Source organism: Micromonospora kangleipakensis (genome assembly GCF_004217615.1).
Lineage (GTDB): Bacteria > Actinomycetota > Actinomycetes > Mycobacteriales > Micromonosporaceae > Micromonospora > Micromonospora kangleipakensis.
In genome coordinates this window covers 5,328,363-5,340,828 of record NZ_SHLD01000001.1, presented here as the reverse complement: position 1 = coordinate 5,340,828, position 12,466 = coordinate 5,328,363, and the positions used below count along the sequence as shown (strand labels likewise).

General features: G+C 77.2%; 14 protein-coding genes. 12 read left to right on the top strand and 2 right to left on the bottom strand.

Annotated elements, in window-relative coordinates:
- Positions 1–8 precede the first annotated feature (8 nt).
- From cobM to cobA, 8 genes are all read left to right on the top strand, one after another.
- Positions 9–851: a precorrin-4 C(11)-methyltransferase gene (gene cobM, locus EV384_RS25760; protein ID WP_130340817.1), complete on the top strand. Its 843-nt coding sequence runs from the start codon at positions 9–11 to the stop codon at positions 849–851.
- The gene (locus tag EV384_RS25755; RefSeq protein WP_130337253.1) at positions 848–1,993 is read left to right on the top strand and encodes a cobalt-precorrin-5B (C(1))-methyltransferase; all 1,146 of its coding nucleotides are present in this window, start codon (positions 848–850) and stop codon (positions 1,991–1,993) included. The genes cobM and EV384_RS25755 overlap by 4 nt, the downstream gene beginning before the upstream one ends.
- A 98-nt stretch (positions 1,994–2,091) precedes the next feature.
- Positions 2,092–3,423 carry a precorrin-6y C5,15-methyltransferase (decarboxylating) subunit CbiE gene (cbiE, locus tag EV384_RS25750; RefSeq protein ID WP_242624528.1) on the top strand — a complete coding sequence of 444 codons (1,332 nt, stop codon included), beginning with the start codon at positions 2,092–2,094 and terminating at the stop codon, positions 3,421–3,423.
- Between the two features lie 14 nt (positions 3,424–3,437).
- Positions 3,438–5,147, top strand: coding sequence for a precorrin-3B C(17)-methyltransferase (gene cobJ, locus EV384_RS25745; RefSeq protein WP_130340816.1), 1,710 nt, complete (start codon positions 3,438–3,440; stop codon positions 5,145–5,147).
- Positions 5,144–5,386 (top strand): DUF362 domain-containing protein, encoded by a 243-nt coding sequence (locus tag EV384_RS25740; protein WP_130337249.1) that lies wholly within the window; start codon positions 5,144–5,146, stop codon positions 5,384–5,386. Before cobJ ends, EV384_RS25740 begins: the two co-directional genes overlap by 4 nt.
- Positions 5,383–6,462 (top strand): HoxN/HupN/NixA family nickel/cobalt transporter, encoded by a 1,080-nt coding sequence (locus tag EV384_RS25735; RefSeq protein WP_242624288.1) that lies wholly within the window; start codon positions 5,383–5,385, stop codon positions 6,460–6,462. Before EV384_RS25740 ends, EV384_RS25735 begins: the two co-directional genes overlap by 4 nt.
- Positions 6,459–7,049: a precorrin-8X methylmutase gene (locus EV384_RS25730; RefSeq protein ID WP_130337245.1), complete on the top strand. Its 591-nt coding sequence runs from the start codon at positions 6,459–6,461 to the stop codon at positions 7,047–7,049. Before EV384_RS25735 ends, EV384_RS25730 begins: the two co-directional genes overlap by 4 nt.
- A complete protein-coding gene (gene cobA, locus EV384_RS25725; protein ID WP_130337243.1) occupies positions 7,046–8,719 on the top strand; it encodes a uroporphyrinogen-III C-methyltransferase in 1,674 nt (557 codons plus the stop codon). Before EV384_RS25730 ends, cobA begins: the two co-directional genes overlap by 4 nt.
- Before the next feature lie 35 nt (positions 8,720–8,754).
- On the opposite strand, the gene crcB is transcribed toward cobA, so the two are convergent.
- Together crcB and EV384_RS25715 are read right to left on the bottom strand one after the other, a co-directional pair.
- The gene (crcB, locus tag EV384_RS25720; RefSeq protein ID WP_130337241.1) at positions 8,755–9,117 is read right to left on the bottom strand and encodes a fluoride efflux transporter CrcB; all 363 of its coding nucleotides are present in this window, start codon (positions 9,115–9,117) and stop codon (positions 8,755–8,757) included.
- A complete protein-coding gene (locus EV384_RS25715) occupies positions 9,114–9,587 on the bottom strand; it encodes a FluC/FEX family fluoride channel (protein ID WP_130337239.1) in 474 nt (157 codons plus the stop codon). Before EV384_RS25715 ends, crcB begins: the two co-directional genes overlap by 4 nt.
- Positions 9,588–9,655: 68 nt before the next feature.
- Here EV384_RS25715 and EV384_RS25710 point away from each other — a divergent pair, with 68 nt between their 5' ends.
- The 4 genes from EV384_RS25710 to EV384_RS25695 all read left to right on the top strand — a co-directional run bounded on the left by EV384_RS25710 (position 9,656) and on the right by EV384_RS25695 (position 12,434).
- Positions 9,656–9,898: a hypothetical protein gene (locus EV384_RS25710; protein ID WP_207232462.1), complete on the top strand. Its 243-nt coding sequence runs from the start codon at positions 9,656–9,658 to the stop codon at positions 9,896–9,898.
- A 168-nt stretch (positions 9,899–10,066) separates the two neighbouring features.
- On the top strand, positions 10,067–11,374 hold the full coding sequence (paaK, locus tag EV384_RS25705; protein WP_130337237.1) for a phenylacetate--CoA ligase PaaK: 1,308 nt from the start codon (positions 10,067–10,069) through the stop codon (positions 11,372–11,374).
- A gap of 1 nt (position 11,375) precedes the next feature.
- Entirely contained in the window at positions 11,376–11,795 is a 420-nt protein-coding gene (paaI, locus tag EV384_RS25700; RefSeq protein ID WP_130337235.1) for a hydroxyphenylacetyl-CoA thioesterase PaaI, read from the top strand.
- Between the two features lie 72 nt (positions 11,796–11,867).
- A complete protein-coding gene (locus EV384_RS25695; RefSeq protein ID WP_130337233.1) occupies positions 11,868–12,434 on the top strand; it encodes a dienelactone hydrolase family protein in 567 nt (188 codons plus the stop codon).
- Positions 12,435–12,466: the final 32 nt, after the last annotated feature.

The window sequence follows — 12,466 nt, the reverse complement described above, 5'->3', positions numbered from 1 at the left end:
CCGGAAAGATGTGGTTCGTCGGGGCCGGCCCCGGCGCGGCCGACCTGCTCACCCTGCGCGCCGCCCGGGTGATCGCCGAGGCCGACGTGGTGGTCTGGGCGGCCAGCCTGGTCCACGCCGACGTGCTCGCCCACGCCCGCCCCGACGCCGAGATCGTCGACTCCTCCCAGCTCCCCATCGAGGGGGTGCTGCCGCTCTACCGGCGGGCCGCCGAGCACGGGCTGACCGTGGCCCGGATCCACTCCGGCGACCCGGCGCTGTGGGGGGCGGTGCAGGAGCAGCTCGACCTCTGCCGGGCCCTCGGCCTGGCCGTGGAGATCGTGCCCGGGGTCTCCTCGTTCACCGCCGTGGCCGCGATCGTCGGCCGGGAGCTGACCATCCCCGAGGTGGCCCAGTCGGTGATCCTCACCCGCCTCGAAGGCGGGAAGACGCCGATGCCGCCGGGGGAGCGGGTCCGCGAGTTCGCCCGGCACGGCACCACCATGGCGCTCTTCCTCTCCGCCGCCCGCTCCGGGCAGGCCCAGGCCGAGCTGCTCGCCGGCGGCTACCCGCCCGACACCCCGGTCGTGGTCGCGTACCAGGCGACCTGGCCCGACGAGCTGGTGGTCCGCTGCCAGCTCGGCGAGCTGGCGGCCACCGTCCGGGAGCACAAGCTCTGGAAGCACACCCTCTTCCTGGTCGGCCCGGCCCTCGCCGCCGGCGGCACCCGCTCGCACCTCTACCACCCCGGGCACTTCCACACCTTCCGCCGGGCCGAGCCCGCCGCCCGCGCCGAGCTGCGCCGCGCCCGCGCCGCTGCCGACCCGGCCCCGACCGGCGCCGACGCCGCCGGGGACAGGCAATCCCGATGACGTACGCCGAGCCGCCGCTGCGCGAGCCGGACCTGCCGCGCACCGCGAAGGTCCGCCCCACCGCGCTGCGTACCGGCTGGACCACCGGCGCCTGCGCCACCGCCGCGGCCAAGGCGGCGGTGACCGCCCTGGTCACCGGGGTGCCGCAGCGGGAGGTGGAGATCGGCCTGCCCGCCGGCCGGCGGGTCAGCTTCGCGGTGGCCCGCTGCGAGGTGCAGCCGCGCCGGCGGGCCGAGGCGGTGGTGGTCAAGGACGCCGGGGACGACCCGGACGTCACCCACGGCGCGGAGCTGACCGCCACCGTGGACTGGCGGGACAGCCCCGGGCTGCGCCTGGACGGCGGCCCCGGCGTCGGCACCGTCACCAAGCCCGGGCTGGGACTGGAGGTCGGCGGTCCGGCCATCAACGAAACCCCGCGCCGCATGATCGGGCAGGCCGTGGCCGAGGTGGTCGACCTGACCGAGGTGGGCGTGCGGGTGGTGATCAGCGTGCCGCGCGGCGAGATCATGGCGCGCAAGACCACCAACCGGCGGCTCGGCATCCTCGGCGGCATCTCCATCCTCGGCACCACCGGGATCGTCCGCCCGTTCTCCACCGCCTCGTGGCGGGCCAGCGTGGTGCAGGCGGTGCACGTGATGGCCGCCCAGGGGGAGCGGACCGTGGTGCTCTGCACCGGTGGGCGTACCGAGCGGGCCGCCCGGGAGCTCCTGCCCGAGGTGCCCGAGGTCTGCTTCGTCGAGGTCGGCGACTTCACCGGCGCGGCCGTCACCGCCGCCGTCGGCGACGGCATGACCGGGGTGGTCTTCGTCGGCATGGCGGGCAAGCTCGCCAAGCTGGCCGCCGGCATCCTGATGACCCACTACACCCGGTCGAAGGTGGACCTCTCCCTGCTCGGCGTGGTGACCGCCGAGGCCGGCGGCGACGACGAGCTGGCCGCGGCGGTCACCGCGGCGAACACCGGCCGGCACGCGTACGAGCTGTGGGAGGCCGCCGGCCTGCTCGGCCCCGCCGGGGACCTGCTCTGCCGCCGGGTCCGCCAGGTGCTGCTCCGCTTCGCCGAGCACGCCGTCGAGGTCGACGTGGCCATGGTGGACTTCGCCGGCTCCCGGATCGTCGCCTCCTCGGGCCGGTGGGCCGCATGACCACCCCGCCGCCCGCGGCCGGCGACCCGGTCACTCCTGGTGACGACGGCCGCCGGCAGTTCACCCGCGACCGATATGACTCCCAGTCATATTCATGCCTGAGGGGTATATCGCTCACCGGACAGGTGCCCGCCGCCGGGGCACTGGTGACCGTGGTGGGGATGGACGCGGCCGGGTGCCCGGCGCACCCGGGGCTCGCCGAGGCGCTGGCCGGCGCCGGGCTGGTGGTCGGGGCGGCCCGGCACCTCGCCGCCGTACCGGTGCCGCCCGGCTGCGCCACCGTCGCCCTCGGCCCGCTCGGCCCCGCGCTGGACCGACTCCGCGCCGCCGTCGCCGCCGGCACCCCGGCCGTCGTGCTGGCCAGCGGCGACCCCGGGTTCTTCGGCATCGTCCGGCGGCTGCGGGCGGCCGGCCTGCCGCTGCGGGTGCTGCCCGCGGTCTCGAGCGTCGCCGCCGCGTTCGCCCGGGCCGGGCTGCCCTGGGACGGCGCGGCGGTGGTCACCGCGCACGGGCGGGACCCGCGGGCGGCGCTCAACGCCTGCCGCGCGCTGCCCGCCGTCGCGGTGCTCACCGCGCCCGGGGCGGGGGCGGCCGAGCTCGGGGCGGGCCTGGTCGGCTGGGCCCGCCGCCTGCTGGTGGCCGAAAACCTGGGTACGCCCGACGAGCGGGTCACCTGGACCACCCCGGCGGAGGCCGTCGGGCGGGCCTGGGCCGACCCGCACGTGCTGCTCAGCCTCGCCGCGCCGCCGGCCGATGCGGCGGCCGGGCCGCCATCCGGCGCACCCGGCACCGGCGCGTCCGGTGTCGGCGCACCCGGCGTCGGGGGAGTCCGCGGGCCCGCAACCGGGGCGATGCGCGCGGACGACCAGCCCGCGGCCGCGCCGCCCGGCGGCTGGGCGCTGCCCGAGTCCGCGTACGCGCACCGCGACTCGATGATCACCAAGGCCGAGGTGCGCGCCTTCGCGGTGGCCCGGCTGCGGCCCCGCCTCGGCCGGCTGGTCTGGGACGTCGGAGCCGGCAGCGGCTCCGTCGGCATCGAGTGCGCCCTGCTCGGGGCGGCCGTCGTCGCCGTCGAACGCGACCCCGCCGCACCGGTCCTGGCCAACGCGGCGCGGCACGGCGTCGACGTCCGGGTGGTGACCGGCAGCGCGCCGGCCGCCCTGGCCGGGCTGCCCGACCCGGACGCCGTCTTCGTCGGCGGGGGCGGCACCGACGTGCTCGCCGCCGTCGCCGCCCGCCGCCCGGAGCGGGTGGTGGTGACCCTCGCCGCGCTGGACCGGGTCGCGCCGGCCGTGCACCTGCTCCGCGCCGCCGGCTACACGGTCGAGGGCAGCCAACTCGCCGCCGCCCGCCTCGCCGACCTGCCCAGCGGGTCGATCCGGCTCGCCGCCACCAACCCCGTCGTCGTCCTCACCGGAGAGCGCCCGTGACGTCCGTCCACACCATCGACCGCCCGGCGGGGCAGCCGCACCCGACGCGGATCGGCCTCGTCGCGGCCACCGCTGCCGGCCGGCGGCACGCCAATACCCTCGCCGCGGCCTGGCCGCACGCCCGTCCGGTCGACGGGGCGACCGTCGCCGACGCGCTCCGCACCGCCTGGACCAGCTGCGACGCGGTGGTGGCCTTCCTGGCCACCGGGGCGGTGGTCCGCGTCCTCGCGCCGCTGCTCGGCGACAAGCACACCGACCCGGCCGTGGTGGTGGTCGACGAGGCGGCCCGGCACGCGGTCGCGCTGCTCGGCGGGCACGCCGGCGGCGCCAACGCCCTCGCCGCCGAGGTCGGCGCGCTGCTCGACGCCCGGCCGGTGGTCACCACCGCCACCGACGCCGCCGGCCTGCCCGGGCTGGACACCCTCGGCTGGCCGGTCGAGGGGGCGGTGGCCGCGGTGACCCGGGCGATCCTCGACGGCGAGCCGGTCCGGCTCGTCGCCGACGCCACCTGGCCCCTGCCCGCCCTGCCGGAGAACGTCGCCGCGGACGCGCCGGAGAACGCCCACCGGCTGCTGGTCACCGACCGGATCGTGTCGTTGGACGACCGTACCGCCGTGCTGCGGCCGCCGTCGCTGGTCGCCGGCATCGGTTCCAGCCGGGGCGTCACCGCCGCCGAGGTGACCGACCTGCTGCGCCGGGCGCTCGCCGACGCCGGCCTGAGCCCGGCCAGCCTGCGCTGCCTGGCCAGCGTCGACCTGAAGGCCGACGAGGCGGGCATCATGGCGACCGCCGACGCGCTCGGCGTACCCCTGCAGACCTGGCCGGTCGCGGAGCTGGCGGCGGTCGACGTGCCGCACCCCAGCGAGGCGGTCCGGGCCGCGGTCGGCACCCCCAGCGTCGCGGAGGCCGCCGCGCTGCGCGGCGGCGGCGCGCTGCTGGTGCCGAAGACCGCGTCGGCGATGGCCACCGTGGCGGTCGCCCGGCACGCCCCGCGCGGCCGGCTGGCGATCGTCGGCCTCGGCCCCGGCGCCGCCGACCTGCGCACCCCGCGCGCGGTCGCCGAGCTGCGCCGGGCCGCCGTGATCGTCGGCCTCGACCAGTACGTCGAGCAGGTCCGCGACCTGCTCCGGCCCGGCACCCGGGTGCTGGCCAGCGGGCTCGGCGCGGAGGAGGAGCGCGCCCGGGCCGCCGTCGCCGAGGCCACCGCCGGGCACGCCGTCGCGCTGATCGGCTCCGGCGACGCCGGGGTGTACGCGATGGCCAGCCCCGCCCTCGATCACGCCGACGAGCGGATCGACGTGGTCGGCGTGCCCGGGGTGACCGCCGCCCTCGCCGCGTCCGCGCTGCTCGGCGCGCCGCTCGGTCACGACCACGCCTACCTGAGCCTCTCCGACCTGCACACCCCCTGGGCGGTGATCGCGCGGCGGGTCGCCGCCGCCGCTGAGGGCGACTTCGTGGCGCTGCTCTACAACCCGCGCAGCCGGGCCCGGGACTGGCAGCTCGGCGCCGCCCTGGAGACCTTCGCCGCGCACCGGCCGCCACACACCCCGGTCGGCGTGGTGCGCAACGCCAGCCGGCCCGGCGAGCGGGTGCACCTGGCCACCCTGGCCACCCTCGACCCGGCGCTGGTCGACATGTACAGCGTGGTGGTCGTCGGCAGCTCGCAGACCCGGGTCGTCAGCGGCCGGATGGTCACGCCGCGCGGCTACCGGTGGCGCCCGTGACCGCCGAACGGGCGCCGGCCGCGCCCCCGCCCGTCGGCGCCGGGCGGACCGCGCCGGTGACCGTCGGCGCCTGCCAGGGCTGCGGCGCCTGCCTGCTGACCTGCCCCGAGCACGCCCTGCGCCCGGTCCCCGGCGGCCTGGCCGTCCGCGCGGACCGGTGCACCGGCTGCCTGGAATGCCTGGAGATCTGCCCCGTGGACGCGATCCGCGTCAACCCCGAGACCCGAGGAGAGCGATGACCGCCACCCCCACCACCGCCGCCCCGCCCACCGGCCGCTGGAGCCGAGCCGAGCGGGTACGCCTCGGCGGCATCGTCTGCGCCGTCGCCATGCTGCACGTCGTCGGCGTCAGCCTCTACCTGTACTGGAACGACCAGCCCGTGGCGGCCGGCGGGCTGGCCGGCGCCGGCACCCTCGCGTACCTGCTGGGGGTGCGGCACGCCTTCGACGCCGACCACATCGCCGCGATCGACGACACCACCCGGCTGATGCTGCTGCGCGGCCGGCGGCCGGTCGGCGTCGGCTTCTTCTTCGCCCTCGGGCACAGCGCGGTGGTGCTGCTGCTCGCCCTGGTGATCGGCCTCGCCTCGGCCCACTTCACCGGCACCGGGATGGTCCGGATCCGCGAGGTCGGCGCCACCGTCGCCGTGGTCGCCGCCACGCTGTTCCTGGCGCTGGTCGCCGTGCTCAACGCGGTGGTGCTGACCGGGCTGGCCCGGCTCTGGCGGCGGCTGCGGGCCGGTGCGCTGGACGAGGCGGAGCTGGACCTGCTGCTGCTCAACCGGGGGCTGCTGCACCGGGTGCTCGGCGCCCGCGCCCGGACGCTGGTCCGCTCCTCGTGGCACATGGCCCCGGTCGGGTTCCTCTTCGGCCTCGGCCTGGAGACGGCCAGCGAGGTGACCCTGCTGGCGCTTTCCGCCAGCACTGCGGCGGCCGGTGGCCTGCCCGTGCTGGCCCTGCTCACCCTGCCGCTGCTCTTCGCCGCCGGGATGTCCGCCATGGACACCGCGGACTCCCTGCTGATGAGCCGCGCCTACTCGTGGGCGTACCGGCAGCCGGCCCGGCGGCTCTGGTACAACCTGGCCACCACCGGGATGACCGTGCTGGTCGGCGGCCTGGTCGCCAGCGTCTACCTGGCCGCGCTGCTCACCGACCGGTTCGGCGTCACCGCCCTCGCCGGATACGCCTCGATCGCCGACCACTTCGAGCAGCTCGGCTACGCCGTGGTGGCGCTCTTCGTGCTCGCCTGGGGCGGCGCGGTCGCGGTGTGGCGGCTGCGCGGCTTCGACCGCCGGTACGGGCAGACAAGCCGATGAGCCGCGTCGTGCACCCGATCGAGCGGGAGTCCTACCGGATCCTGCGGTCCCGGGTCGACCTGTCCCACCTGCCGCCGCTGACCCGGGCGGTCACCGAGCGGGTGGTGCACGCCAGCGCCGACCTCGCCTACGTCACCGACCTGGTCTGCGACGAGGCCGCCCTGGCCGGCGGGCTGGCCGCGCTGCGGGCCGGCGCGTCTGTCGTCACCGACGTCTGGATGGTCGCCGCGGGGATCACCCGGCGGGATGTCGTCTGCCCGGTCGCCGACCCGGCCGCCGCCGTACTGGCCGGCGAGACCGGGCTGACCCGCTCGGCGGCGGCGGTCCGGATCGCGTACGACCGGGTCGGGCCCGGGGCGGTCTGGGTGGTCGGCTGCGCGCCGACCGCGCTGGTCGAGCTGATCGCCCTCGACGCGGCGCCCGCGCTGGTGGTCGGGCTGCCGGTCGGCTTCGTCGGCGCCGCCGAGTCCAAGGCCGCGCTGCGGGCCAGCGGTCTGCCCGCGGTCTCCAACGTGGGCGAGAAGGGCGGCTCCGCGGTGGCCGCCGCCGCCCTCAACGCCCTGCTCTACCTGGAGGAGACGTCATGACCCCGGACCGCACCCCGCTGCTGATCGTCGGGCACGGCACCCGCAGCGCGCCCGGGGTGGCGCAGTTCGCCGCCCTGGTCGACCGGATCCGCCGCCGGGGCGTCGTCGACGACGTCGAGGGCGGCTTCATCGAGCTGTCCCGGCCGCCGCTGACCGACGCGGTCGGCGCGCTGGCCGGCCGGGGGCACCGCAACCTGGTGGCGCTGCCGCTGGTGCTCGCCGCCGCCGGGCACGGCAAGGGCGACATCCCCGCCGCGCTGGCCCGGGAGAAGCAGCGCCATCCCGGGCTGCGCTACGCCTACGGCCGGCCGCTCGGGCCGCACCCGCTGCTGCACGAGATCCTCGCCGCGCGGATCGACGCCGTCCTCGACGGCACCGACCGGGCCGGCACCTGGATCGCGCTGATCGGGCGTGGCTCCACCGACCCGGACGCCAACGCCGAGGTCGCCAAGGTGGCCCGGCTGCTCTGGGAGGGGCGCGGCTACGCCGGCGTCGAGCCCGGGTTCATCTCCCTCGCCGAGCCGGCCGTGCCGGCCGTGCTGGAGCGGCTGCGCCGGCTCGGCGCCCGGCGGATCGTGGTCGCCCCGTACTTCCTCTTCGCCGGGGTGCTGCCGGACCGGATCGTGGCGCAGTCCGACGCGTACGCCGCCGAGCACCCGGAGCTGGACGTGCGGGTGGCCGACCTGATCGGCGACTGCGACGCCCTGGCCGACCTGGTCCTCGAGCGGCACGCCGAGGCGCTGCGCGGGGACATCCGGATGAACTGCGACACCTGCGCGTACCGGGTGGCGCTGCCCGGGTTCGCCGACAAGGTGGGCCGGCCGCAGACCCCGCACCACCACCCCGACGACCCGGCCGGCGGCCACGACCACCATCACCATCACCGTCACGACCCGGGCCTGCGCCCGGGCCAGGTCGCCATCGTCGGCGGCGGGCCCGGCCCCGACGACCTGATCACGGTACGGGGGAAGGCGTTGCTGGACGCCGCGGACGTGGTGGTGGCCGACCGGCTCGCCCCGGCCGGCCTGCTCGCCGGGCTGCGCCGGGAGGTGCTGGTGGTGGACGCCGCGAAGGTGCCGCGGGGCCCGTCGGTGGGGCAGGACACCATCAACGACGCGCTGGTCGCGCACGCCCGCGCCGGCCGGCGGGTGGTCCGGCTCAAGGGCGGCGACCCGTACGTCTTCGGCCGCGGCCACGAGGAGGTGCAGGCCTGCGCGGCGGCCGGCGTGGAGACCGTGCTGGTGCCGGGGGTGAGCAGCGCGGTCGCCGCGCCGGCGCTGGCCGGCGTGCCCGTCACCCATCGCGGGATCGCGCACGACGTCACCGTGGTCTCCGGCCACCTGCCGCCCGGTCACCCGGATTCGCTGGTGGACTGGCCGGCGCTGGCCCGGACGCGGGGGACCGTGGTGCTGCTGATGGCGGTGGACACCATCGCGAAGATCGCGGCCGTGCTGATCGAGCACGGCCGCGACCCCGGGTCACCGGCGCTGGTGGTGCAGGACGCCGGCCACCCCGGGCAGCGGGCGCTGCCGAGCCGGCTCGACGAGGTCGGCGCGCTGACCGTCCGGGAGGGGGTACGGCCCCCGGCGGTCGTCGTGCTCGGACCGGTGGTGGCGCTGCGCGCCCCGGACCGCCAGCCGACGGCGCCGGGTCAGGAGCCGCCCGGGTAGTGGTGGTGAGCGGGACTCGGCCGCGTGGCGGTGGCTCAGCCGGTCAGCGCGTGGGCGAGGGCGTAGCCGAGCGCGGCCGCGCCCAGCCCGGCGACCACGCTGGCCAGCGCGTTGGCCACGGCGTGGAAGCGGGCGCCCTCCCGGGTCAGCCGCAGCGTCTCGTAGCTGAGCGTGGACCACGTGGTCAGCGCGCCGCAGAACCCGGTGCCGAGCAGCGCGGTCACCGCCGGCGCGGCCGGGATCGCGGTGACCGCGCCGAGCAGCAGCGACCCGGCCACGTTGACGGTGAGCGTCCCCCACGGGAACGGCGAGTCGTGCCGGGCCTGCACGGCGCGGTCGGTCAGGTAGCGCAGCGGCGCGCCGAGCGCCGCCCCGAGCGCGATCAGCAGGACGGTCACCGGGCCGCCCGCCGGGCCAGCAGCCGGGCGGCCGCCGCGTCCCCGACCCAGACGGCCACCAGCGCGCCGACCAGGGTCGCCGCGAGGTACGCCAGCGCGGTGCCCGCCGCGCCGGCGGTCACCGCCCGCTGCGCGTCGACCGCGTACGCGGAGAAGGTGGTGAAGCCGCCGAGCACCCCGACGCCGAGGAACGGCCGGACCAGCGGGGGCACCGGGCGCGCCCCGATCACCGCCATCAGCACGCCGATCAGCAGGCAGCCGGCCAGGTTGATGCCGAAGGTGGCCCACGGGAAGCCGGTGGGGGAGTGCGGGAACGCGGACTGGATGCCGGCCCGGGCCAGCGCGCCGAGCACGCCGCCGGCGGCGATGGCGCCGAGCACCGCCGCGGGGTGGGCGGTCAGCTCCGCCCGGTCGGCGGGTACGTGCAGGTCGACGTCGGGGTCGACGCGGAACTCGGGTGGTGGTGTCACGGTGCCTCCCCACCAGGACGGGCATCACTGGCAGGGACCGTTGGCGAGCGTGTCGCGGTTCTCCCGGCGTGGCCCGGGACGGCGGGCCCCACCGCCGGTCTCCGGCCGAGCATAACCCCGCGCCGTACGGCGGTCGGCGGTGCCCGCAGCGCGGCATCTACACCGAGCTGACCCCGGCCGGCTCCGAGCTGCTCGCCCGGGCCCGGCCCACCCACGACCGGGTGCTGGCCGACGCGCTGGCCGAGGGGGAGCGGACCCCGGAGCTGGCGCCGCTGGTGGACGCGCTGCACCGGCTGCCCGCCGCCCGCTGACCCCGGCACCCCTCGGCCTCTGGGCCCGGCTCCGCACGCCGCACCCGGCACCCGCCGCCGCTCCCGGGCCCTGCCCATGACCTGGCACGACAACCCGGTACGGGCGTACGGTACGCAGCATCGCCCGGCGCCGCGCGGCGTCGGGACACCGTCGCGCAGGAGGCAGCCGTGCAGGACCGCACCCCTCGTCCGGAGGAGCTGGAGCCCGTGGAACGGGCCGGCGTCGACGAGCTGCGGGCGCTGCAACTGGACCGGCTGCGCCGGTCGCTGCGGCACGCGTACGACAACGTGCCCCACTACCGCCGCGCCTTCGAGGCGGCGGGCGTCCACCCCGACGACTGCCGGGAGCTGGGCGACCTGGCCCGCTACCCGTTCACGGGCAAGGCCGACCTGCGGGAGAACTACCCGTTCGGCATGTTCGCCGTGCCCCGGGAGCGGATCGCCCGGCTGCACGCCTCGTCCGGCACCACCGGCCGGCCCACCGTCGTCGGCTACACCAGGGACGACCTGGCCACCTGGGCCCGGCTGATGGCCCGGTCCATCCGCGCCGCCGGCGGCCGGCCCGGCGACCGGGTGCACGTGGCGTACGGCTACGGCCTGTTCACCGGCGGGCTCGGCGCCCACTACGGCGCCGAGGAGCTGGGCTGCACGGTCATCCCGGTCTCCGGGGGCATGACCGAGCGACAGGTCATGCTGATCCGCGACTTCGAGCCGGACGTCATCATGGTCACCCCCAGCTACATGCTGGCCATCGTGGACGAGATGGAACGCCAGGGCGTCGACCCGAAGTCCACCTCGCTGCGGGTCGGCATCTTCGGCGCCGAGCCGTGGACGGAGGACATGCGCCGGGAGATGGAGCAGCGGCTCGACATGCACGCGGTGGACATCTACGGGCTCTCCGAGGTGATGGGCCCCGGGGTGGCCGTCGAGTGCGTGGAGACCAAGGACGGCCTGCACCTGTGGGAGGACCACTTCTACCCGGAGATCATCGACCCGGTCACCGGCGCGGTGCTGCCCGACGGCGAGCAGGGCGAGCTGGTGCTCACCTCGCTGACCAAGGAGGCCATGCCGGTGGTCCGCTACCGCACCCGGGACCTCACCCGGCTGTTGCCCGGCACGGCCCGGACGATGCGCCGGATCGAGAAGATCACCGGGCGGACCGACGACATGATGATCGTGCGCGGGGTGAACGTCTTCCCCACCCAGATCGAGGAGCTGATCCTGCGTACCCCGGCGCTGTCGCCGCACTTCCAGTGCGTGCTGGACCGGCAGGGCCGGATGGACACGCTCACCGTCAAGGTGGAGCGGCGGGTCGGCGTGTCCGCCGACGAGGCCACGCGGGCCGGGGCGGCGCTGGTGGAGCAGGTCAAGAACACCATCGGGGTCAGCGTCGCGGTGCAGGTGATCGAGCCGGACGGGGTGGAACGGTCGATGGGCAAGATGCGCCGGATCGTGGACCAGCGGCGGGGGCACTGAGATGGGGGAGCGTGCCGGCCGTACCGCGGCGCACGACATGTTCGATGCCGACGTGGCCTCCAAGGGGCTCGGCATCGAGCTGGTCTCCGCCGCCGACGGCGCGGCCGTGGCCCGGATGCGCGTCACCGCGGCCATGCTCAACGGCCACGCCATCGGCCACGGCGGCTTCGTCTTCCTGCTGGCCGACACCGCGTTCGCGCTGGCCTGCAACAGCCACGGGCCGGTGACCGTCGCCGCCGGCGGCGAGATCAGCTTCCTCCGCCCGGTCCGCGAGGGTGACCTGCTGGAGGCCCGGGCCACCGAACGCACCCGGTACGGCCGCAGCGGCATCTACGACGTCACGGTCTGGCGGGACGACGAGGTGGTCGCCGAATTCCGGGGCCGCAGCCGGACCCTGGCGCCCCGCGCCGACCAGGGCTGAGCGGCCGGCGGATCATCGCCCGCCCCCCGGCCCGGCGGCGCCGCGCCGCCGGAGAGCTGGCACGATGGCCGGATGGGACAGATCCTGCTCTTGCATTCCGTGTACGGGCTGCGCCCCGCGGTGCTCGCCGCCGCCGACCGGCTGCGCGCCGCCGGGCACCGGGTGGTCACCCCCGACCTGTACGGCCTGCCGGCCGCGCAGACCGTGGAGGAGGGCTTCGCCCTGCTCGACAAGGTCGGCCGGGACGTGGTGCTCGACCGGGCCCGCGCCGCGGCGGCGGACCTGCCGGCCGAGACGGTGCTGGCCGGCTTCTCGATGGGCGCCGGCGTGGCCGGGGCGCTGCTCGCCGAGCGGCCCGCCGCGGCGGCCCTGCTCCTGTTGCACGGCACCGCGGGCGCGCCCGAGGCGGTCCGCCCGGGGCTGCCGGTGCAGCTGCACCTCGCCGACCCGGACGAGTACGAGCCGCAGCACGAGGTGGACGAGTGGCAGCGGGCGATGACCGCCGCCGGGGCGGACCTGTCGGTGTACCGCTACCCGGGGCCCGGGCACCTCTACACCGACCCGGACGTGCCCGACCACGACCCGGTGGCCGCCGGGCGCACCTGGGACCGCGCGCTGGCGTTCCTCGCCGACCGCTGACCCGCTCCGACGGTCCGGCCCGCCGGCCGGCG